Annotated in this window: 19 protein-coding genes; 8 read left to right on the top strand and 11 right to left on the bottom strand. The window is 64.4% G+C overall.

Annotated elements, in window-relative coordinates; translation table 11 throughout:
* Positions 1 to 129 precede the first annotated feature (129 nt).
* The gene (locus tag AABA78_RS18335) at positions 130 to 747 is read left to right on the top strand and encodes a GNAT family N-acetyltransferase (RefSeq protein WP_338264324.1); all 618 of its coding nucleotides are present in this window, start codon (positions 130 to 132) and stop codon (positions 745 to 747) included.
* A gap of 9 nt (positions 748 to 756) precedes the next feature.
* On the opposite strand, the gene AABA78_RS18330 is transcribed toward AABA78_RS18335, so the two are convergent.
* The 6 genes from AABA78_RS18330 to AABA78_RS18305 form a co-directional block, all read right to left on the bottom strand.
* Entirely contained in the window at positions 757 to 1782 is a 1026-nt protein-coding gene (locus AABA78_RS18330) for an HAD-IIIC family phosphatase (protein WP_338264323.1), read from the bottom strand.
* 95 nt (positions 1783 to 1877) lie between these two features.
* A complete protein-coding gene (locus AABA78_RS18325; RefSeq protein WP_338264322.1) occupies positions 1878 to 3023 on the bottom strand; it encodes an acyl-CoA dehydrogenase family protein in 1146 nt (381 codons plus the stop codon).
* Entirely contained in the window at positions 3004 to 3276 is a 273-nt protein-coding gene (locus AABA78_RS18320) for an acyl carrier protein (protein WP_338264321.1), read from the bottom strand. Before AABA78_RS18320 ends, AABA78_RS18325 begins: the two co-directional genes overlap by 20 nt.
* Complete coding sequence (locus AABA78_RS18315; RefSeq protein ID WP_338264320.1) at positions 3273 to 4142, bottom strand: 3-hydroxyacyl-CoA dehydrogenase family protein; 870 nt, start codon at positions 4140 to 4142, stop codon at positions 3273 to 3275. The genes AABA78_RS18320 and AABA78_RS18315 overlap by 4 nt, the downstream gene beginning before the upstream one ends.
* The gene (locus AABA78_RS18310) at positions 4139 to 5353 is read right to left on the bottom strand and encodes a glycosyltransferase (protein WP_338264319.1); all 1215 of its coding nucleotides are present in this window, start codon (positions 5351 to 5353) and stop codon (positions 4139 to 4141) included. Before AABA78_RS18310 ends, AABA78_RS18315 begins: the two co-directional genes overlap by 4 nt.
* A 19-nt stretch (positions 5354 to 5372) precedes the next feature.
* Complete coding sequence (locus AABA78_RS18305) at positions 5373 to 6860, bottom strand: L-tyrosine/L-tryptophan isonitrile synthase family protein (protein ID WP_338264318.1); 1488 nt, start codon at positions 6858 to 6860, stop codon at positions 5373 to 5375.
* A 77-nt stretch (positions 6861 to 6937) separates the two neighbouring features.
* Here AABA78_RS18305 and AABA78_RS18300 point away from each other — a divergent pair, with 77 nt between their 5' ends.
* Positions 6938 to 8035, top strand: coding sequence for an alpha-hydroxy acid oxidase (locus AABA78_RS18300; protein ID WP_338264317.1), 1098 nt, complete (start codon positions 6938 to 6940; stop codon positions 8033 to 8035).
* A gap of 7 nt (positions 8036 to 8042) precedes the next feature.
* Here the strand turns inward: AABA78_RS18300 and AABA78_RS18295 are convergent, their stop codons facing one another.
* Together AABA78_RS18295 and AABA78_RS18290 are read right to left on the bottom strand one after the other, a co-directional pair.
* A complete protein-coding gene (locus tag AABA78_RS18295) occupies positions 8043 to 8978 on the bottom strand; it encodes a hypothetical protein (RefSeq protein ID WP_338264316.1) in 936 nt (311 codons plus the stop codon).
* 14 nt (positions 8979 to 8992) lie between these two features.
* Positions 8993 to 9949: a hypothetical protein gene (locus AABA78_RS18290; RefSeq protein ID WP_338264315.1), complete on the bottom strand. Its 957-nt coding sequence runs from the start codon at positions 9947 to 9949 to the stop codon at positions 8993 to 8995.
* 98 nt (positions 9950 to 10047) lie between these two features.
* Between AABA78_RS18290 and AABA78_RS18285 the strand changes: the two genes are divergently transcribed.
* Together AABA78_RS18285 and AABA78_RS18280 are read left to right on the top strand one after the other, a co-directional pair.
* Positions 10048 to 11859: an SPASM domain-containing protein gene (locus tag AABA78_RS18285; RefSeq protein ID WP_338264314.1), complete on the top strand. Its 1812-nt coding sequence runs from the start codon at positions 10048 to 10050 to the stop codon at positions 11857 to 11859.
* Positions 11849 to 12613: a sulfotransferase gene (locus AABA78_RS18280; RefSeq protein ID WP_338264313.1), complete on the top strand. Its 765-nt coding sequence runs from the start codon at positions 11849 to 11851 to the stop codon at positions 12611 to 12613. The genes AABA78_RS18285 and AABA78_RS18280 overlap by 11 nt, the downstream gene beginning before the upstream one ends.
* Here the strand turns inward: AABA78_RS18280 and AABA78_RS18275 are convergent.
* Entirely contained in the window at positions 12610 to 13293 is a 684-nt protein-coding gene (locus AABA78_RS18275) for a glycosyltransferase family 32 protein (RefSeq protein WP_338264312.1), read from the bottom strand. The genes AABA78_RS18280 and AABA78_RS18275 overlap by 4 nt on opposite strands.
* 37 nt (positions 13294 to 13330) lie before the next feature.
* Positions 13331 to 14929 (bottom strand): HesA/MoeB/ThiF family protein, encoded by a 1599-nt coding sequence (locus AABA78_RS18270; protein WP_338264311.1) that lies wholly within the window; start codon positions 14927 to 14929, stop codon positions 13331 to 13333.
* A 509-nt stretch (positions 14930 to 15438) separates the two neighbouring features.
* On the opposite strand from AABA78_RS18270, the gene AABA78_RS18265 reads away from it, so the two are divergent.
* Positions 15439 to 16389: an NAD-dependent epimerase/dehydratase family protein gene (locus AABA78_RS18265; protein WP_338264310.1), complete on the top strand. Its 951-nt coding sequence runs from the start codon at positions 15439 to 15441 to the stop codon at positions 16387 to 16389.
* Entirely contained in the window at positions 16386 to 17489 is a 1104-nt protein-coding gene (locus tag AABA78_RS18260; RefSeq protein WP_338264309.1) for a DegT/DnrJ/EryC1/StrS family aminotransferase, read from the top strand. The genes AABA78_RS18265 and AABA78_RS18260 overlap by 4 nt, the downstream gene beginning before the upstream one ends.
* Here the strand turns inward: AABA78_RS18260 and AABA78_RS18255 are convergent.
* Positions 17482 to 19149 (bottom strand): glycosyltransferase family 2 protein, encoded by a 1668-nt coding sequence (locus AABA78_RS18255; protein WP_338264308.1) that lies wholly within the window; start codon positions 19147 to 19149, stop codon positions 17482 to 17484. The genes AABA78_RS18260 and AABA78_RS18255 overlap by 8 nt on opposite strands.
* A gap of 138 nt (positions 19150 to 19287) precedes the next feature.
* Between AABA78_RS18255 and AABA78_RS18250 the strand changes: the two genes are divergently transcribed.
* Positions 19288 to 20091, top strand: coding sequence for a glycosyltransferase family protein (locus tag AABA78_RS18250; protein WP_338264307.1), 804 nt, complete (start codon positions 19288 to 19290; stop codon positions 20089 to 20091).
* Positions 20092 to 20261: 170 nt separating this feature from the next.
* A complete protein-coding gene (locus tag AABA78_RS18245) occupies positions 20262 to 21080 on the top strand; it encodes an IS5 family transposase (RefSeq protein WP_338264306.1) in 819 nt (272 codons plus the stop codon).
* Positions 21081 to 21523: the final 443 nt, after the last annotated feature.

Here is a 21523-nt window from a genome sequence, read left to right as displayed (position 1 = left end):
CGCCCTCACGCATTCTTGAAGTAACCAAGTCGTATTAGAATGATGTGTCGAACGCGTCATTGATCTCCTGAGGAAGAGACGAATGATTGTCACTTGATCGGATCTTCCTGGCTGGTAGAGTCACGGTCTATGAAGTTCTCGCATCCCGGTCTCCTGTCCGGACCGCGAGTGGTTCTCGATCCGCTGGGAGCTCACCACCGCGAGCCGCTGCGGGCTGCTGCGGCGAGGGACCAGAGCATCTGGACGTACTTCCCGATCAACTTCAACGGTGCGGGCGAGGACTTCGATCCGTGGTTCGACTACACGATGGAGCGGTACGCGAAGAACGAGCACTTCCCGTTCGCCGTGCGACGACGAGCCGATGGCCAGATCGTCGGCACGACGCGGTTTTATGATGCGGTGCCTGACCATCTGCGCGTCGCGATCGGCTCGACTTGGTATGCGCCAGATGCTCGCGGAACGCTGATCAACTCGGAGGTCCGGCTGCTTTCGCTGACCTATGCGTTCACCCGATGGGGTGTGAATCGCGTCGAACTCATCACCGATCCGCTCAACCTGAGCTCTCGGGCGGCGATGAAGATCCTCGGTGCGGTGGAAGAAGGACTGATCCGCAACCACCTCATCTATAAAGACGGCCGGATCAGGGATTCGGTCCTGTTCAGCATCATTAAGACCGAGTGGCCCGAAGTGGAGCGCAGGCTGCTGAAGAAGCTGGGCTACAATCAAGACGTGGTGCGTCTGGAGTGACGAAGCGCCTCAGCCGAGTCCGTGGTCGTCGTCCGGCAAACGGACCGTGAGGTGCGGCGAGTAGGGACTGATCGCCTGCAGCGGGTGCTCAAGCAAGGTCGTTCCAGCTTCCTCGCCCACTTCGACGAAGCCGTTGAACTTGTACGTCACATACATCATGCGATTGCGATCAGTGGGGACGAAGAGGGCGCGCAGCTTTACACCCCTCCGCTTCGCAGCTTGGAGGATGTGGGTGAGCATGATGCCGCCGACCCCCCGGCTGACGACCCGGCAGGAGACGATTAGCAGCTTCAGGATCCAACAGGACTGACCGAGTTCGACCAGCGAGAGGCCAATCGTGCCGGCGCTGCCGTAGCGATCCTCGAGTTCGCAGACCAGGACGAGGTGGTCGCGGGAGTACAGCAGCGCGTGCAACTCGGCATGGGAGTACGTGCGTCCCGTCGCGTTGAGCTGACTGGTCCGCACCGTGAGCTCCTCCGCGCGGCGGAGGTCCTCCTCGCGGGCCACTCGGATCGTGATCACGGTGCCCAGCGTGGCGAGGAAGTCCTGCCCAGTGCCGGAGAACGTCTCCTCGGCCAGCTTTCGCCGGAGGTCGGCCTTGTACATCCGTCGGCGCAGCCTCGATTCGCTAGTCACGAACCTGGGTTGCAGCGCCGGCAGGTGCAGCAGCAGGCTGATGTCGGCGGCGTCGATGGTCAGGACCTCCGGCAGCGAGAAGCGCACCTCGTCACGTTCGAAGGGTTGGTCGTCGACGAGCGCAAGGGCGTTGGTCCCAATCCCCAACTGCTCGGCGAGCGTCCGCAGTGACTCTGACTTGTTGGTCCATCCGATCTGCGGATGAAGGAAGTATTCATCCAGCCCGTAGGCGGTGAGCCGCTCCCAAGCGGCAGCGTGATCGTTCTTGCTGGCGATCGACTGCAGGATGCCGCGGCGGTCCAGTTCGATGATGGTTTCCTTCACGCCAGGGGTCAGGACCAGCGCATCGCCCTCAAGCAGCGTCCCCTGCCACAGGGTGTCGTCGAGGTCCCAGACCACGCACTTGATGCACCCTGAGTTCTCCACGTTCGCTGACCCGGAGTCGTCGTCCCGCCTGGCATTAGTCGACATATCTCGGATACCTGCCTCGAAGATTAGTCCAACAGGTAGGGTCGCTGGAAGGCATAGCTCGCCAGCGCGAGCTGGTGCATTTCGTGCGTCCCCTCAACAATGCCCATTACGGTCGCGTCGCGCAGGTAGCGGCTCACCGGATAGTCCTCGCTGCAGCCGTTAGCTCCGTGCATGTGGACGGCGTCGGTCGCGACACGCATGGCCGCAGCGGACGCATGATACTTGGCCAGCGAGGTTTCCATCACCGCACGCGGATCTCCCTGTGCGCGCAGGCATGCGCTCCGGTAGCAGAGCGCTCGGGCTGCGGTGTGCGCGACCAGCATGTCTGCGAGTTGCCGACGGATGAGCTGATAATCCTTCAGCCGCGATGCACCCTGGCGCCGCTGTTGGACGTATCCCAGGCACGCGTGGAGACACGCCTGGATGATCCCAGTACTGCCCCACGCGACAGAGAATCGCCCGTGATCCAACGCTGCGCTTGCCACGAAAGTAATGCCAGCGCCGGTAGGACCAATCTGACAATCCCTTGAGACCGCCACACCATCGAAGCGCAGCTCCGCAAGCATGGCCCCTCGCATGCCGAAGACGTTCGTCACCGGCTTGATGTGCAGCCCCGCGGTCTCGCGCTCCACCACCAGCGCGACGGGCATGCCGTCGCACTGCGCGAATACGAGGAACAGGTCTGCGACCAATCCGTAGGTGATCCAGCGCTTAACGCCGGTCAGCAGAAGCGTGTTGCCGCGCTCGACCGCTCGCGTCTGGATGGTCTGAGCCGCGCTGCCGACATCTGGCTCCGAGAGGGCAAAGGCGATGATCTTCTCTCCCGCACAGAGAGGAGGGAGCCAGCGCGCCTTCTGTTCGGCGGTGCCGAATCGCGTGATTGCCTGCGCCCCCATGTCGTGCACGGTCAACAGACTCCGGACAGAGGAGGAAACCCTGCCGATCTCTTCGGTCATCAAGCCGTGGCTGACCGGGTCAATGCCCCCGCCGCCCCATTCGGTGGGCAGCGCTGCGCCGAGATACCCGCTCGCGCGAAGTGCGGCCTGCAACGACGGAGGCGTCGTATCCTCGCGATCAATCCGCTCGGCCCAGGGTTCGATCACGTCAGCGGCGAACCGCCGTGCGGCTTCGCGACGGGCGTGCTGTTCATCAGTCAGCCGCAGATCCATGCCCGGACTCCCTGGACGCGAGCTGGAGTTTCCCCTCCACGAACGTGACCAGTGCGCTGATTGAGGAGAAATGCCGGATGTCGAGTTCCTGCTTCTCGACGATGATCGAGAACTCCTTTTCGACAAACATGACGAGCTGCAATCCAAACAGGGAGTTGACGAGCCCCAGCGCGAAGATGTCATCCTCGTCGCTGACCGAGTCGGATACGACTTGGTCGAAGTAGTCTCTGATTCGTGTCCTTACATCCTTCACGTGAGTCTCCGTCCCGTGTAGTCGAAGAAACCGCGGCCCGACTTGCGCCCGAGCAGGCCTGCCTGAACCATCTGTACCAAGCGTGGGCAGGGACGGTACTTGGAATCGCCGTAACTGTCGGCGAGCACCTGGAGTGAGTGCAGGACCGTGTCCAGCCCTATCAGGTCGGCGGTGGCGAGCGGTCCCATCTTGTGGGCGAAGCACTGGATGAAGATCTCGTCCACGTCGGCCGGGCTGGCGACGTCGTCTTGGACGACGAAGATAGCTTCGTTGATCGTCAGCATCAGGACTCGGTTCGAGACGAAACCGGGCATGTCCTTGACCACGATCGCCCGCTTCCCCATCTGCTGGAGGAAGGTCTTCGCGGCCTCCACCGTCGCCTCGCTGGTCGGCCCGCCGCGGATCACCTCGACCAGCGGCTTGCGGGGCACGGGATTCATGAAGTGCATGCCGATCACGCGGTCCGGTCGCCGCGTGCTGCTGGCGAGGCGGGCGATCGAGATGGCCGACGTATTGGCGGCGAGGATGCAGTCGTCTCGGCAAATCCGATCAAGCTGCGGATAGACGGATTGTTTCACGGCCCAACTCTCCGTAGTGTTCTCGACGACGAAATCCACGTCGCCGAGCCGTTCGTAGTCGGTCGTGATCGAAATCTGCTCAAGGATCGCTGAATGGTCGGCCGCACGCGCCGCGGGCTCGAACATCGCGGCGAGCCGCAACCCCTTTGCGATTTCAGCCCGTGCCCTGTCGAGGATTTCTTCGGAGACGTCCACCAGCATGACGCGGTGTCCAGTCTGCGCGAGGTTCTGCGCCACGCCGACGCCCATCACCCCTGCCCCCACGACTCCGACCCGCGCGTACTTCATCGGCGCGCCCCGGTTGGGTTCGGCTCGATGCCGAGGTCCGCGAGCACGATCCGTTCGATGTTCGCAGCACCGGCACGATCAAGCTCGTCGCGACGGTCCGCGCGGCGATGCCGCCCCAACTCGCGGAGCGCCCGGGCGAACAGGCCCTCCAACTCGGAGAGATCCACTGAGACCTTGAGATTGACGAATCTCTGAAGCCGAACCGCGTGCTGGTACTGCTCGTCCCGCAAGTCAGTGCGATACGGAAAGCACAGAATGTTCGCCTTGCCCTGCAGTGCCTCTTGCAGCGTGTTGTACCCGCCCGACGAGATGACGAGGTCCGCGCTCGCGTTGAGGTATGGCATGTGCGCGGCCTCTTTGTGGAGGTGAAGTCGCTCGCGGACGATCACCGTCCGGTGAGGGTCCGGCCAAGTAAGCTTCGACCGAGGTCCCATCACGATGTCGAACGCGACGTTCTTGAATTTGGAAGCGAGTTCCAGGCAGCCAGCGATCAGCCGCTCGCCCATCTGCCCCCCGCCTGCCGAAGCCACGACCCAGACGTCGTCGTCTCCGAGGCCTCGGTCGGCGCGCGCGCGGGCGATCAGCTCCGGGGAGATGCCCTGCGCGACGTAGCCCGTGTGTAGCGTCTTGGCGCGAAGCTCAGGCGGGAGGTTGTATTGCCTGGCGAAGTCGACCACCTTCGAATCGGCGGCGACAAAGATCCGGTCGTACTGTGTCATCAGGTAATGGTGCGCCTTGGAGCCCAGGATCAGCCTGCGCAGATCCTCCGTCTCGTTCAGCACGCCCCGGGTGACGAAGTACTTACGGCAGCGCGTGTTCTTCAGGATGGTTGAAAGCTCTTCCTCGGCGCCGAGCGGAAGGTGGTCGACGAAGATCGCGTCGGGCTGGAAGCCGCGCACGACCCCTCTGAGTATCTCCCTGCGCAGCCGGATCGCGCGCCGCTTGTCGAACGCGACGAAGGGCTCTCGCCCCCAGTACCGCGCCTTCGCCTCCAATAGGCTGTCCCAGCTCGGCAGGTGGACGTACTCACACTCCTCGGGAACAAACCAGTGCGCGGCCGCGCGGTGGCCGGTAACGACTAGGCAGCTGAACCGGCCCTGGAGCTGTCTCGCGATGGAAGAGAGTCGACGCAGGTGGCCGACACCGGTCCCGGCATCGAACACGTAGAAGAGGGCCCGCTTCTGTGGCGGACCCGAACTGCCGGTACCCATGCCTAGTCCTGCCACGCCGCTAGCTCGCTCGCCGTCGCACAAGCCGGACTGGGAGGTCGGCGACGAACTCTTCGATGCTCGCGAAGGTGATGTCCGGATCGATGTAGAAGAGCGGCTGTCCTGCCGCGTCATTCGTGTCTCTGGTTTGAACCGGGATTGCACCTGTCCCCTCCAAGGCAAGCACCGGTACGGTACACAACCTGATCCTGTTCGTGCCAGTACTCTTGAAGACTGCGGCGCCGGCCCATGCCTGCACGAGCTTGCCGAGGGCCAGGGGAGTCAGGAGGCCCAGCTGACCGGGCTTGGCGTGGATCGTCCACCGCAGGTGATCGGGTAGGCAGACACATATCGGCTCGTGGGTGAGCTCGCGGTCGCTCTTGATCTCGGCGATGTACGCGATTGCCGTGCTCCACACCTCGCGCAGCATCGCCAGCCGCAGCTGCTCCTTCTCTAAGGACTCAACGAACGGTTCAAAGAGATGGCTGGTCAGCTCCCGGTAAAGCACGCGAAACCGTTCGATGGACGCCGCGCGGTAATGCTCGAGGCTGCGGTAGTTCACGATGAAGACCAGCGACTTCAACAACGACACGAACCGTCCGACATGATTCCCCTGCTCCGGATCGGGGTCGATCCTTGCCGCCGCCTTGAGGGTCGTCGCCATGTCGTAGGGGTCGAACACCGCCCACATCGCTTCCGAGTACTGATGAAGCGCGCGTTGGCGAAGCGCCTCCTTGGCCGCGCGGGCCGTCTGCGGGAGCCGCTCCTGGATAACGGCGCGGTAGTCGAGGAGCTCAATGTGGCCGTCCAGTCCCAGCCTTCGGATCCATCCGGCGAGAGCGCGCCGATAGAGCTCCACCACGGTCTCCGGTTCGTTCACCAGCGCGTTGAACCGGCTACCGTCGCAGATCACCGTAAACCGTGCCAGCGGCCCCTCAAGGTCAGGGCGTGCCTCGCGATACAGAACCTCGATCGAGACCACGATCTCGTAGAGCCCGAGCAAGAAGTTCGCTTCGGCGAGATCCGGGAGCTGGCCGCGCGTCTTGAGCGGGCAGGAGAACTTGTAAGGCAGCGCCGGGATCACCATGTCGATGGGAGCACCCATCGCGATCCGCTGCGTCACCTTGTTGCGGATGACGTCTCGCGAACAGGTCTCCCGCGGACCACGACGGAACTGCCGATCAAACATCACCTCGGTGATAAGCTCAGCGGGCCCGAGCTTGCCCGGATCGTCGAGTCCGAAGCGCACGCAATGCTCGAGCGCCCGGCGCTTGGCAGCGTTCGCCCGATCTCGGGCGAATGCCTCCGAGGCGCGGACCAAACTTGGCAGGAGTTTGTCATTCAGGATATGGGCCGAAATGGTGAGCGCTTTAGCAGAGAACAGCTCGTCGTCGTAGAGGCCGAGGCGTGGGTTGCGGCACAGTTCCTGCATGAAATGCGAACTAATCACCGCTTCCTCGATTCGATCGAGACCTGGTCGGTAGGCGCGATCCTGCTCAATCTTCATCATCCTCCTCCACTCACCGCAGTGTTGGCGAAGACAGCGTAGCACGCGCGTGTGCCGCACGTATGCTGTATCCTCTGCCCATGAGCCAGAAGCCGAGTGGCCCCGTCGTCAAGCTTGTCGCGCTTGAGGACTACCGCGCACTGGCGCGGCTTTCGATGTCGCCCGCGGTGTTCGACTACATCGATGGTGCCGCCTGCGACGAGCTCACCACTCGGGCGAACCGCAGGGACCTCGATCGTGTTGCGCTGCTGCCGCTGTGCATGCGCGACGTCTCGGCCCTGGAACTTGCGATGGCGGTGTTGGGGCACACGTTCCGCTTCCCGGTAGGGTTCAGCCCGACTGCCTTTCATCGACTCGTGCATCGCGATGGGGAGGTCGCAACCGCACGGGCAGCACGAGCGCTGGACATCCCGATGATTGTCAGCTCCATGTCGAGCATCTCGCTTGAGGTGATTGCCCGCGAGTCCGGCAATGATAACCTCTGGCTCCAGGCCTATCTGTTCAAGGATCGCGAGCTGACTACGGACCTGATCCGGCGCGCAGAGTGTGCAGGCTTTAAGGCGATTGTGGTAACTCTTGGATGTCCGGTCCCCGGAAAGCGGGACCGCAACCTCCGTAATGGCTTCCGCTTGCCGGATGGTATCTCGGCGGCGAACTTCGCGCGCAGAGACCTCGCCAACTCCAACAACCCCATCTCATCTGTTGCGGTCGACATCGATCCATCCGTGACGTGGCGAGATCTCGCCTGGCTGTGCGAGACCACGCGCCTGCCAGTGATCGCCAAGGGCGTGATCAATCCGCTCGACGTGGCGCCCGCGCTCGAGCTGAAGCTGTCCGGCATAATGGTCTCTAACCACGGCGGGAGGCAGCTCGACACGACCGTGTCGACGATCAGCGTCCTGCCGGAGATCGTCCGTGCGGTCGCGGGTCGCGTGCCAGTATTCGTCGACAGCGGCTTTCGCAGAGGCACAGACGTGTTCAAAGCGCTCGCGGCCGGTGCAGACGGCGTGTTCGTCGGCAGGCCAGTGATGTGGGCGCTCGCGGTGGGTGGAGAGGCGGGCGTCGTCGGCGCGATGAACCTGCTTGTCGAAGAGCTGCGAGTCGCGATGCTGCTCGCGGGCTGCGCGAGCGCGGCGGACGCTCGGCGCGAAGCAGCACATCTCCTGCGGTGGAGATGAGGGCAACTCAGGCGCCCGGACCACGTTCGCCATCTTCATTGCGCGAGACAAACATCTCTCTTGCCCAGGCGCGCATCGCGGACGGCGCGTCGGCCCAGTTCCACAACCCGTTCTCGTCACAACGGATGTGCCGATCGGGGTCGAACGCGAAGCGCTTGAACTCCTGGTTGTGTTCGCGATAGCGCCGGTCAGCCCGGTCCCCGTGCCACAGATGAAGTACGCAGCCAGGAACGTGGCCGAGCCTGCCGCCCGCGAACCGTTCGACCTCGGCAGCCCACCGCGCGAAGTGCGCCGCATAGGCGTGGCCACTCCCGATCATCGCGGGGATGCAGGAAGAGCTTGAGGTGCCGGCGAAGACATGGGCCATCAAATGATCACCGCTGCCGGTCAGGCAGGCGTCATACAGGCCGTAGGCATCGAGGAGTTCGCGCCGCGCCGCCCACGCAAAGCCTGTGTGACCGTGCGCCTGGTAGGCGGCGTCGCGCGCCAGCGACGGGTCGCGAGCGAATGCGGCCGCGAACGACTCAATGCTCGTCTCTCCACCCTGGCGCCGAGACCTGCTGCGCTCGAGGTGAACGCAGTTGCTGTAGGGCTGGACGACCATGAACCGATCAAGCGCTGCGGAGGTGTCCTCCAGCCACTGTTCGTATTCGAACACCACGTCGCAGTCGATCCAGACGACCTTCGTGCAAGACGACGGTAGCTTGCGGATCGCGAGGTTCAGCAGCCGCTCCTTCTGCCAAAGCATCCCGCTGCCTCGTACGCGGAGCGGTTCGTCATCTTCCCCGAGTTCGAACGCGTGGCCGTCGAGCGCCATCTCGATTACGATGAGGTTCGCTCCAGTCGCCTTCAGCCGCGCCGCGAACAGGTCGAAGTTGAGCTTCCGCGTGAGATAGTGGCACGGGTTGAAGTACGAAGTGATGACGCAGATGTCATTCGTCATGTGCTGGCCGTTCGTCATCCGGCGGCTCGGCCGTCCAAGCCGCAGTGACCGTCTTCGTTGCGTGACGCGAAGAGCTCCGTCGCCCAGGCCCGCAACTCAGCGGGCGCGTCGCCCCATGCCCACAGCCCATTCGCGTCGCGCCGGAGGTGGTGCATGGGATCGAAGGTGAACGCCTTGAGTTCCTGGTTGCGCTGATGATAGCGGCGGTCGGCGATCGTCCCGTGCCACAGATGAAGTACGCAGCCAGGAACGTGGCCGAGCCTGCCGCCAACGATGCGGTGGGCGTCCTCCGTCCAGCGTGCGAAATGCTCTGCGTATCGGCCGGAGCCGAGCGTCGCCGTGATGCAGGGCGAATCTGGTGCGCCAGCGAACACATGCGCCATCAAATGATCACCGCTGCCGGTCAGGCAGGCGTCGTACAGGCCGCACGCATCGAGGAACTCGCGCCGCGCTGCCCAGGCGTAGCCGGTATGGCCGTGCAGCCGGAACGTCACGTCGCGCGCGAGCGAAGGGTCACGTGCATAGACAGCCGCGAAGGACTCGGTAATCTGCTCTTCTTCCTGGCCCACACTGCGGAACTCCAGATGGCCTCGTGGCAGACGGACACAGTGGCTGAAGGGCTGGACGACCACGTGAGAGTCGAGCGCGGCGGATGTCTGGCGCAGCCATTCGTCATCCTCAAACAAGAGGTCGCAGTCGAGCCAAGCGACCTTCGTGCAGGAGGCGGGCAGTTGGGCACTTGCGAGGTTGAGCAGCCGTTCTTTCTGCCACATCACGCCGTCGCCGCGGACCCGGATAACGTCGTGATCATTCCCAAGCTCGAACTCGCGATCATCGAGCGCCATCTCGATGACGAGCAGCTTCGCTTGGCTGGCCTTCAGACGCGCCGCGAAGATGTCGAAGTTGAGCTTCTTCGTCGCGTACCGGCAGGGATTGAAGTACGCAGTGATGATCCAAGTGTCGTCGGTCATCGCGATGGAGGCGGTGAGTCTACCAAGTATATTCCGCGCGACTATACCATACCAGGACGCGCCGTACGCCTAGACATCGCAGTTCCTGATAGACGAGGATGCCGTCGATGCTGGCAAAACGGCACTTTGTGGTCCTCGCTAGCGGCCGCTCTGGGTCGACGCTGCTCGTCGAATCTCTCCGCCAAGCTGGGGTGTCGGCGTTCGGCGAGCTTCTGCACGACGACGCAGTGGTCCGCGTGGACCATGCCTACGGCGCGGTGAACGTATATCGTGACGGCGAGGACGGCGCCGGCTACCTGCGAGGCTTCTACCAGCAGGGGAGTGAGCCGCGCGGCTTCAAACTCTTCTACGAGCAGGCGCGGACGGGGCCGGCGGCGACGACGTGGGACTTCATCCACGAGCACGCAGAGATCGCGGTCATCCACCTCGTCCGCCGCGACCTGTTGGCCTGCTGGGTCTCGTTCGAGGTCGCCCGGCGCACCGGTGTATGGCTTCGGAGGCCCCACGAAACTTCACCGCACGCCTTGCCTTCCTTCGAGGTCAATGCGGACGAACTGGCCCGGTTCTTTGATCGCATTGTGGCCCAGCGGGCGTGGGTCCGCCAGGCACTCCACCGTCGCGCATTCCTCGAGATCCGTTACGAGGAAGGGCTCCGCGATCGGTTCGATGACACGTTGGGTCGCGTCCTCGATCACCTCGGCGCGGGCGGCGGCGCTCCGCCGCGCGCACCGTTGGCCCGGAGGTCGGACGTACCGCCCGAACGACAGATCTCGAACTTCGAGGAGCTTCGAGATCGGTTTCGCCACACGCCTCACGAGGAGTACTTTGAACGGCCGTACCTCTCCGGGCGCAGCGCGCATCCTGGCTTCTGCCCGCGCCCGTTCGAGTTCCTCGGCATCGACGCCAAAGGCAAGCTCCGCGTCTGTTGCGAAGACTGGCTGCCCACTCCCATCGGAGATGTGCGCTCCGGCAGCCCGAAGCAGCAGTGGAATTCGCCGATGGCGGTCGAGATCCGGGAGTCAATCCTCGATGGCAGCTACCGGTTCTGCGACAAGAAGCAGTGCCCCGACCTAGTGAAGGGATCGCTTCTGCCCGTCTCTGCGTTGAAGCAAGAGCGGCATCGGCAATGGGTGCGTGACGGACGGACGATGCTCGAAGAGCTGCCGCACACATTGAGCCTCGGGTACGACCCGACCTGCAATCTGAAGTGTGCGACGTGTCGCAGCGACTTCATCGTCCTCAAAGGCTCGGCCTTCGACCGTGCCGCCGCGATCCAGAAAGTCGTGCTTTCGGAGTTCTTGCCGACGGCACACTGCGCGATCATCACCGGCCACGGAGACGCGATTGCCAGCCGGCTCTACCGTGACTTCCTGCGGAGCCTCGACGCCTCGAAGTTTCCCGGGCTCCGCATCCTACTCATGACCAATGGGCTCGCGCTCGACCGGCTCATGTGGGAATCGTTTCGGGCCGCGCACCCTGCGATTGCGGGCGTCTCGATCTCGGTCGATGCCGCCACACCCAAGACGTACGCAATCAACCGAGGTGGGAACTTCCAGAAGTTGCTGCGAAACCTCCGGTTCCTTGGTGAGCTTCACCGCTGCGGAGAGCTGGGATTCCTCGAGCTCAGCTTCGTCGTCCAGGCGAACAACTTCCGCGAGATGCCGTCCTTCGTGGAGCTCGCGCGCGAAGTCGGGTGCGCGACCGTGCTATTCATGAAGCTGATCCATTGGCCGGGTACGTTCGGGGAAGCTGAGTGCGCGAAGCGCTCGGTCCACGAGCCGACGCATCCACTGCACGACGACTTCCTGCGGGTTCTCGAGAATCCAATCCTCCGCGAGCCCGAGGTCGACCTCAGCAACCTCTCTGATCTCCGTCCGCTTAAGCCGCAGGAGGAGCCGCATGGCGGATAGCGCAATGCCTCGCGCGCCCGGTGTTCCCGAGACGAATTTCGTGATCCTCGGACACCCCCGCAGCGGCTCCACGCTCCTGCTGAACGCGCTCCGGGAGCACCCGGGATTGCGCGTCTACGGCGAGCTCTTCCAGGAGGAACTGGAGGAGCGCCGGAACGGATTCGGTGCCGCAGACGGGGTGTACGAGCCCAGTATGGACGGTGCCTCGTTTCTGGCGGAAAGGATCTTCCGGAGGCGGGATGATCCCGATCTCCTCGCCGTCGGGTTCAAGCTATTCTATCTCCAGGCACGCGAACCGCAGGCGCGCAGTGCGTGGCGCTATCTACTCAATCGAACCGACGTCCGCATAATTCACCTCACCCGCGACAACGCACTGGACACGTTCGTCTCGTTGAGCGAAGCCGAGGCAAGTGGGCGGTGGCACGTCGAGATCGACGAGGCGATCCCCACCAGTGAGCCGATCCGCATCGACCCGGAGCGGTGTCTTGCGTTTCTCGATGCAATTTACGCTTACCGCGAATGGGCGAGGCGCGCCTTCTGGGCGCATGAAGCCCTCGAACTGTCGTACGAGCGTTTGCACGCGGACTTCAGCGCGGCGCTGTTCGACGTCCAGAGCTTCCTCGGAGTGCCTCCGGTGCCGCTGCCGGCGCTGCTTCGCAAGCAGGGCGTCCGCCCCCTCAGCGCACGAATCACCAACTTCGCGGAGATCACCGAACTGCTGCGACGCACGGTCCACGCGCCACGGGAGTCCTAGCGCCTGGGGATACGGGACGCCTTCCAGGCCGCTACCCAGCTCCCGTCCCAGTGGTGCACCGCGAAGGTGTCTGGTCCGATTCGCGTCCGGTCGGGCGCCTCTTCCCAGGAGTATGGGTAGAGCGCACGTCGAGGCAGGACGTGGATCGGATCGCGACCAGGAGGTGCGATGCGCACTTCCTCGTCGGAGTATCTCAGGCCCAGTTCAATAAGGAACTCGCTGACCAACCGCGGGCCCGACTCCATCGGTGCCGAGTCGCCATCGTCGCGATCGAGCAACCGGCGCATGAGCTCGGCGGCGGCCCAGTGCCCACGGTGCGCCCCCAGCACGGCCGAGTTCACCGACTCGAGCGGATCGAAGCCACGCTCTCGCTGGAACCCGACGAAGAAGGCGCGCGTCCGCAGCGGCTCCAGGCTCCGCAAGCACTCCACATCGGTGTCCAGATAGATGCCGCCGTGATGAATCATCAGCCACAGCCGCATGAAGTCCGCCGCCTTCGAGTAGCGGCCTCGCTGAAGGACGGCGGCAAGATATGGATGATCAACGGGTGCGTTGCTCTCGTCCCAGCGGACAATCTCGGCGCCGGGATGCAGCGCCCGCCATCCGGCACGCAACTCGCGGTGTGGCTCGGCGTTGCGACCAAACCAGCAGTAATGCAGGCGCGCGGGGATCAACGACATGCCGGACCCGCGCGCACCGCTCGTGAAGACGCTTCGTTCACCCGATCCCCCCACAGTGCCAGCAGCCCGGATCCACGGGCCAGCCCCGACGATGCTCGGCCCAGACCACCGTCGTAGGGAGTTGCCCCTGCAGATCGGCCGCGTCGCGCGAGGCGCGTGCACCCAGCGCCTCCACTGCGAGAAGCGACGGCAGCAGTGCCCGGTGCGTTGCCTCCGCCGACTCAGCGGTGAGGACCTCAAGCGAGAGACGCGCGATCGAGCTCTGGATTGGGACGACGTCAGCATAGCCATATGGGAGGAAGTGCTCGTGGCACCCATCCGCGAGCCGGATTGGCGATTCGTCCGGCCATTGCGTGGCGGCGCGACGGAACCTACCGCGCGGCGTAAAGTGGCAGGCGAGGCATCGTCCCCGCAGCGAAATCGCATGGCCTGCTGTTGCGCTTGGCTCCAACCAGCCGAGGACCAGCGGAATGTCTCGGGCGCGTGCCCACTCCGCGAGCGCCAAGTCATCTGGCCACGCCGCCATGGTGCCGACGATGAGGTTCGCTGCGAGCGCTCGCGAACGATCGGCGGCGACCTCTTGCCAGCGGTGCGGCAGGCCGACGACGCGCGGGGTCGTCGGAAGGTGCGCCCGCAGTCGCGACGCGAGCTCGCTCGCCTTCGACCGGCCCACCGCCGAACCCCCAAGGGCATGGCGCGCGACGTTGTCCCACGAGAGCGAATCGGGATCGACGAGAGTCAAGCGGCCCACACCCGCGCGCGCCAGTATCTCGGCCACGCCGCTTCCGAGCGACCCGCATCCTACGATGGCGACGTGGGCTTCCGAAATTTCGGCCGGAAGACCGCCGCCGCCCCGCTCGTGCAGCCATCGCCGGTCCGCGCGGTCGACACGCACGCGCATGAGCACACCAGACGGGCCGAGCGCGACGGCCACCAGCAGCGGTCCTGCTTCGGTCGGAACCACATACACCGCGACGCCGCCACCCTCGACCGCCCTCCGGGCGTGACCGTCGAGAGACCTGGCGTCGCGCGGAACTTCCGCGAAGTCCTGGACGTGGACTACAACGCTATCCACGACTTCCTCGCTGCGCATGCCACGATGGCTCATCCACGCTTCGAGGTCGTGGCGCGTTGAGGCGATGATCCATCGCCCGTGTAGCAGAGTTGCCACAGCATTCGAGTCGCCGCGCTCGGGGTTGAGCAACGACCAAGCGTGCACGCCCGAATCCACCCAGCGATGTCGCGCAGCAACGGCATCGGGTGGATCGCCGCTGCGACGAAGGTTGAGCTCAATGATCCGCGAGATCGCGCGAAGCACGCCGTCGATAGCGGCCGGATGCAGCAGTGGCATCCAGCTCTGTCCGGGCGCCAGCAAGCACGCGGTTCCGTCCTTTTCGATGTGCCGCCAGCGAGTGCGCGCCTCGGTGGGCGCGGTCACCCGCACGGTCGGAGTGCCGTATGGGGCATCGGCGCCCAACAGGTAATGAACCCGGACCGAGCGTGGCCACACCAGCTCCCAGCCGAGTGCGGCTCCGTTCAACTCGTCGGCGGAGAGCTCGCGGTAGGCAAGCCCCCAGGAGTCAAAACTGCGCCAATGGAGGTGATGCAGTGCGGATTGGTGGCCCGGAAAGAGCATCTCGCGTTAGCCGGCGCGCTCCGGACCGCCCCAGCCCCCCGGACCGCCCCAGCCCCCCGGACCGCCCCAGCCCCCCGGACCGATGCCGCCGGCGGGGAAGTTCGGACGCGCGAGGCGGAGGATGAGCTGGCTTGCCTCGAAAGCGACCCGTGCATCCTCGTGTGCGACGAGCTTGCCGAGTCGCTCGACCGCTGCCTTCAAGTGCGGCCCTGCGAGGTCCGGCAGGCTGGACTCGGAGACCGGGGACTCGCCCTTCTCCTTAGGCTGATTCGAAGGACTTCCCTTCTGTCGCGCCATGATTCCCCTCCGTTTGAAAGCGATGAAGGTACTCCAGCAATCATTTACTTCTCAAGAGAGTCGCCCCCCAACTGTCTCCCATTGACATTGAAGGTACTCCAGCAATCATTCGCTTCTCAAGAGAATCGCCCCAACTGTCTCCCATTGACATTGATGACCAAGGGAAGGCTACTCTGAACACTATGGAGAATCTGAGCTACGCAGAGAGGACCGTGCTCGTGGCGGGGGGAGCGGGCTTCGTCGGCTCGACTCTCGCGCGGGTGCTGACCGACCTAGGCGCGCGGGTGGTCTCGTTCGACGACTACTCCACCGGATCTCGCGCGAACCTGCCCCAGCATCCGCGAGTCGAGGCCGTCGAAGGCGATGCGAGTGACGCGTTCCAGTTGATTGAGGTCATGCGCGTGCGCGAGATCGAGCTCGTGTTCAACTGCATCGGTGACACATTCGTACCCGAGGCGTACCAATTTCCGCAGCGGTTCTTCGAGCGGAACGTGCTGGCCACGCTGAACGTGCTTCGCGCGGCGAAGGAGAGCGGAGTGAAGCGCGTGCTCCACGTCTCCTCAACGGAGGTGTACGGGGAGACGGGCGCCGAGCCCACGGACGAGAGCTGCGCGCTGCAGCCCTTGAACACCTACGCCGTCTCGAAGCTGGCAGCGGACCGCCTCTGCTACACCTATCACCTTGAGCACGCTCTCCCGGTAATCGTCGCGCGTATCTTCAATTGTTACGGGCCGCGTGCGACCCACCCGTACGTCATTCCCGAGATCATCAGGCAGCTCCACGAGGGCCCGCGGCTGCGGCTCGGCAACCTGGAGGTGGAGCGCGACTTCACGCACGTCGAGGACACCGCGCGTGCGCTGGTGGCGGTAATGGCGTCGGACCTGCCCGACGGCGACGCGGTCAACGTAGGCACCGGTCAGGCGCACTCTGTGGCGTCGCTCGTGAAACGCCTCGCGGTGATCATGGGCGTGACAAATGTCCAAGTGGACGTAGACGCTGCGCGGCTTCGCCGTCATGACATTCGACGGTTCTGCGCCGACAACGGCAAGCTCCGGAGGGCGACCGGCTGGGAGCCGCGCGTCTCCATCGACGAGGGGTTGAGGCAGACGGTTGCGTGGTTTCGCGAGAACGGGTGTCGCTGGTCATGGATGCGTCCCCATTGATCGACCCCCTCCCCGTCTCTCGTCCGTGCTTGTTTGGGAAGGAACTGGAATACGTCGAGCAGGCGCTCCGCTCGACCCATATCTCCGGCACCGGTTCATTCGTCGACCGGATGGAGGCACTCGTCGCCGAAGCGGCTGGGACATGTTACGCGGTCGTCGTCTCCAGTGGCACGTCAGCGCTGGATCTCGCGTTCGAGGCGCTCGGCGTCGCGGCCGGTGACGAGGTTATTGCTCCGAACTTCACTATGTTCGCGCCGGTGGCGGCGCTCCTGCGCCGCGGCGCAACCGTCGTGCCGGTCGACGCCGACGACACCTGGAACATGGACCCGGACGGCGTCGAAGCGGCGCTCACCGACCGCACCAAGGGGATCGTCCTCGTCCATACCTACGGCCACCCAGCCGACGCCACACGCATCTGCGAGCTGGCGCGACGCCGTGGGATATGGGTCGTCGAGGATGCCGCAGAAGCGCTGGGCGCACAGCTTGACGGGCGCCCTGCGGGCGCCTTCGGTGACCTCGCTACGTTCAGCTTCTACGCAAACAAGGTGGTGACCTCGGGCGAGGGCGGCGCCGTCGTCACGAACGATCCCGTCAAGGCGGCGCGGCTGCGCGCGCTGCGAAGCCTGTGCTTTGGCGACTCATGGGCGGAGCGCTTCGTGCACACTGGCGCGGGTTTCAACTTCCGGCTCTCGAACGTGCTCGCCGCAATCGGGTGCGCGCAGCTCGAACACCTGAGCGAAGCGCTCGCGAGCAAGCGCGCGGTGGCAGCGCGCTACCGTCAACTTCTGGGCGGGGTGTCCGGGCTCGGCCTTCCGCCAGAGTCCGCGCGCGTCCTGCATTCGTACTGGGTCTTTGGCGTCCTGCTGCCCTCCGGTCGAGACCGGCGCTCGGTCGCCGACCAGCTGTGGGCCTCGGGGATCGAGACCCGACCGTTCTTCCATCCGTTGCACCGTCAGCCGAGCGTTCCGCCGGTTCGAGGCGCTTTCCCTCGTTCAGAGCAGCTCTCAAACCGAGGCCTGTATCTGCCGTCGTACGTCGGCATGGCCGAGCGGGAGCTCAACCGCGTGGTCCACGCCATCCATCGGGCTCTTGCTACTTGAGCTGTGCGCGCAGGGGCCATCCGGCCAGCATGTGCTCGACATAGAGCCGGACCCGCTGCTCGTGCACGCGTGGGTTATGGTACAGCGCAATCTGCGGATCGTCGGCGCAGTTCGTGAACTTGAAGATGTCTGGCGCCTGGATCTTGCGACAGGTCGCGCTGAGCTTGGCGCTGAGCACATACGAGAGCCAGTAGTCATCCACGAGGACGTATTCGGGATGCGTCATCGGATGCAGCGAAGCGCGACGGAGGAGTTCCATCGAGATGACGAAGTTGTCGGCATGCGCGAAATCAACGATGCACTCCGCCGCCGCTTGGTCGTGAAGCGTGAGGTGCTCTTCGAGCTGCCATTCACGGTCCGGATCCTCGAGGTTCAAACGGTGCGGGTGAAAGACGTGGCCCCGCAGGCAGATCGCGACGTTCGGGCCTGATTGAAGATGGGCCTCATAGAGCGTCCGGACGTAATGAGGCTCCGGGAGCACGTCGTCGTCGCAAACGAGGAGGACGTCGCTTCGTGCGATCGCGGGCACCGCCGCCCGCATCGCGCAGTAAACGTTGTCGCTGCTGTGGATGACCCGGACATCGAGGTCAGCGGCTACCTCGCGAACGAGGTGTTCGACCGCTGGAGCGTTGCGCGGGTCATTGTTCCAGAGCACGAGCTCGAAAAGGGGGGCGTCACTCTGCCGGGTGAACCGAACGAGCTGCTCCCGCAGGTTATGTAGCCTCGCGTACACAGCGACGAGCACGGTGAGATCGAAGCGTCGAAAGCCGCGCTGGACGGATGGTGGATTCGGCAGCGAGACGTAAATCGCGCTCGCAGAGGCCTTCTCGAGGAACTCCTCGTCGGTGCCGAACCGCTTCCGGCGCTCAAGGAGGTACCGATGGGCGTCTCGAACGCGCCCGAGGTCGCGCAGCAGCGAGGCGGCATTGCCGTCGTCGTAGAGCGGATATTCCGGGCCGAGATACTCCACCACACCGCCGACGCGATTCACGCACACTGGCGTCGCCCGCGCGATGCATTCCACGATCGCGGTGTTCGCGGGTGCATCGCGCAGGTGGAGGAAGACGGCGCTCTCGGTGAGCAACTCGTCGTAGCCAGCGTTGTCGACTGGTGGGACCACATCGACGGAGTCGTTCATGCGGACGTTGCGCGAACGCGTCGACCAGTCGGCTGGTCGGAGCATCTGCTTCTGCCACGTCGGAACGTCGAGGTCGAAGAACGCCTGGTAATCGCGCAAGAACTCGCCGACGTGGAGGAGACGAGGCCGGGCGCGGCTCGCGAAGCGGTCCAAATCGAACGATGGGACGTCCCGTGAAGATGGGTAGGGGAGCACACCGACCGGCACGCGCACACCATGGTCGACCAGGAACCGCCGAACGTAGTCGGTGAGGGTCCACAGCCCTAGGCAATGAGGCTCGCTGGCTTGCCAAGCCTTCAATCGCAAAAGCCGTTCAACGTCGGGAAACCCGGGCAGGTCGTGATGAGGGACTTGGTGAACGACGCCGACCCAGGGCTCCTGCACCGGGCCAACATGAAAGAGCTGATCCTCTACGGCGCTGACGAACAGCACTCCGTCCCGACAGGTGAGGTGGTCCCGGACGAGCGCTTCGACGCGGCTCCAGCCCTCCCGGTGATGGGCCCAGGCGAACGTGCGGTCCATCCGAACCTTCGGTGTCGGAGGCCAGCTTTTCGTAAATCGACGCCCCATGGACGGTCATATACACTATCTCCGGGATTCCTACATCCGGTACGAGTTGCAATTCTTCCGACTCGGACGGGCCGAAACCTGGAGCCACCGGTGCGCTCGGCTGACCTGCTGATTGGTATTATGACCTGTCGCGCTAATCGCGCGCGCGAGCGCGCGGTGCGCACGACGTGGTTGGCGGCCCCACCTCCTCCTGGCGTGGCGGTGCTCTTCGTCGAGGGTGATGGGGACGCAGGGGCGCCGCCGCGGCTCGTCGGCGATCGTTTAATCCTCCCGGTGCCCGACGCGTACGAGCTGCTCCCGAAGAAGACGCACGCGTTTTTCCGGTGGGCCGTCGCGAACGTTTCCTGCAATCATATTTTGAAGTGCGACGACGACAGTTATCTCCACATTGATGTCGCGGCGGAGCTCGACCTGAATGGCGTGGACTACGCCGGCCGCCTTACACCACCCGCCCCTGGCATCGTCGAGACCTGGCACTTCGGCAAGTGTAAAGACCGCTCGTTCGAAGTTCCGTTCGAAGGGCCGTTTCCCGACCTGTTCGCCGAAGGCTTCGCGTACTTCGTCAGCCGGAAGGCGGCATCACGCGTCGCGGACGTAGACGACACAGTGATCGACCAGCACGTCCTTGAGGACGTGTTCGTCGGTTGGTGCCTCGCGCGCGATGGCGGGCCTCCGCTCGTGCGCGCCGATCTGGGGGACCGCATCTGCGCGCGGAGGGCCGTCTGGGCGCCTCGGCCGGGGACGTTCGCCCGCCATCCGCTCGCTCCCGACGAGATGATTGAAGCGCACCGGAGATTTGCGTTGACCGGCCCTGAGCAGTCCGCGCGCACTTCGGTGGTAGGTCACCATGTCGTGGAGGACAGGGCTTGCGCGCGCGGGAATGAAGCGGAGTAAGGCGTTCTATTCCTGGGTGAGGTTCAGGATGGGCTTGAGGGAACTGGTTCGGCTCCTAACCACCGTGCTCTGCCGGCCAGGAGATTGTGTCCCCTTAAAAGCCTATTGCGGTAGGGAAGAAGGTCGGCCTCCTGCCGAGTTGAATAGGCAGGAGGCCGCGACCATGGGTAGTGAAGAAGGACGACAGCTGGCGGGTACCAGACGAGCTGTGGCGACGCATTGAACCGCTGCTGCCGGCCCGGCCGGAGCACCCGCTGGGCTGCCACAACCAACGAGTGCCCGACCGACAGGCTCTGGATGGGATTCTCTTGGTGCTGCGCACGGGGATGCAGAGGGGCGCGTTGAAGGCCACAGGCCTGTACCATCCGTCCTCCGCCTATCGACGCTTCCGCGAGTGGTTGGCCGCGGGTGTCTTCCGCGAGTTCTGGCGCCAAGGGCTGATGGCCTACGACGACCTGGCGCGGATTGATTGGCGATGGCTCGCGTTTGATGGCCCCCAGGGCAAGGCGCCGCTGGGCGGGGGAAAAAACAGGCCCCAACCCCACGGACAGAGCGAAGCGCGGCACCAAGCGGAGCCTGCTGACCGAATCGCGCGGCGCCCCCTCGGCCTCGTGGTCACTGGAGCCAACACGAACGACCTCAAGCTGGCGCGCTCCACGCTCGAATCCATTCCAGTCCGAAGGACCCTGCCGAGTCGGAGCCGTCGTCAGGCGCTATGTGTCGATCTGGGGTATGCCTTCAGACTCGTCCGCGAGCTAGCCCAGGAGTATGGTTTCACGCTCCGGGCGCCGAGACGACGCTCTCAGGTGAGTTCCAAGTGCGCACGGCGTCGACGTCCTTCGCCACGCTGGGTCGTCGAGCGAACCCACTCCTGGCTCAACCGCTTCCGCCGTCTGCTGGTGCGCTGGGAGAAGTTAGAGGACACCTACATCGCGATGCTGCACTTTGCGCTGGGCATCACCTGGTTCCACTCGCTCCTATCGAGATAGGTTCTAGTCGGCCATGCATGCTGACCGGACCAGCCGCGGTAGGCCACCTGGGCAGGGCTTCGCCCCTGAGCCTGCGCGCGACTCGAAAGCATGCGTCTTTCGCCCACCTTGACGCTTCGCCTACAAGCCCACGAGCACCGCCTCGCCACGCACTCCCTGCGAAGCGGACACTGGCAGGTCGGGACCATGGGCGAGGTCACCCACGGTGAAGTTCGCGGAGCCTCAATCGGTCCCCGATTGAGGGTCGCAACCAGTCCCTCCATGAAACCGCTGGGTATCACTCGCCTTTTGGCCCTCAGAGAGTTTGAGTCCTCTCATTCACGGCTCGGATGAATCCGTCGGTGGTCGCGGGTTAAACCTGCATGAGCCGGCTGGAGCTGAGTGAGGGGCAGAGGAGCGAGCTGGAAACGTGCTTCCGAGCGACGGAGGACCGCCGATTGCGC

Source organism: Corallococcus caeni (genome assembly GCF_036245865.1).
GTDB classification, from domain to species: domain Bacteria; phylum Myxococcota; class Myxococcia; order Myxococcales; family Myxococcaceae; genus Corallococcus; species Corallococcus caeni.
This window is presented reverse-complemented; position numbering and strand designations above follow the sequence as displayed.

Coding starts and splice junctions, on each gene's coding strand:
- AABA78_RS18270 (WP_338264311.1), bottom strand. CDS start 14,929: ATGCTCTTTCCGGGCCACCAATCCGCACTGCATCACCTCCATTGGCGC.
- AABA78_RS18285 (WP_338264314.1), top strand. CDS start 10,048: ATGCCGTCGATGCTGGCAAAACGGCACTTTGTGGTCCTCGCTAGCGGC.
- AABA78_RS18305 (WP_338264318.1), bottom strand. CDS start 6,860: ATGATGAAGATTGAGCAGGATCGCGCCTACCGACCAGGTCTCGATCGA.
- AABA78_RS18300 (WP_338264317.1), top strand. CDS start 6,938: ATGAGCCAGAAGCCGAGTGGCCCCGTCGTCAAGCTTGTCGCGCTTGAG.
- AABA78_RS18290 (WP_338264315.1), bottom strand. CDS start 9,949: ATGACCGACGACACTTGGATCATCACTGCGTACTTCAATCCCTGCCGG.
- AABA78_RS18335 (WP_338264324.1), top strand. CDS start 130: ATGAAGTTCTCGCATCCCGGTCTCCTGTCCGGACCGCGAGTGGTTCTC.
- AABA78_RS18315 (WP_338264320.1), bottom strand. CDS start 4,142: ATGAAGTACGCGCGGGTCGGAGTCGTGGGGGCAGGGGTGATGGGCGTC.
- AABA78_RS18280 (WP_338264313.1), top strand. CDS start 11,849: ATGGCGGATAGCGCAATGCCTCGCGCGCCCGGTGTTCCCGAGACGAAT.
- AABA78_RS18310 (WP_338264319.1), bottom strand. CDS start 5,353: ATGGGTACCGGCAGTTCGGGTCCGCCACAGAAGCGGGCCCTCTTCTAC.
- AABA78_RS18255 (WP_338264308.1), bottom strand. CDS start 19,149: ATGGACCGCACGTTCGCCTGGGCCCATCACCGGGAGGGCTGGAGCCGC.
- AABA78_RS18295 (WP_338264316.1), bottom strand. CDS start 8,978: ATGACGAATGACATCTGCGTCATCACTTCGTACTTCAACCCGTGCCAC.
- AABA78_RS18275 (WP_338264312.1), bottom strand. CDS start 13,293: ATGTCGTTGATCCCCGCGCGCCTGCATTACTGCTGGTTTGGTCGCAAC.
- AABA78_RS18325 (WP_338264322.1), bottom strand. CDS start 3,023: ATGGATCTGCGGCTGACTGATGAACAGCACGCCCGTCGCGAAGCCGCA.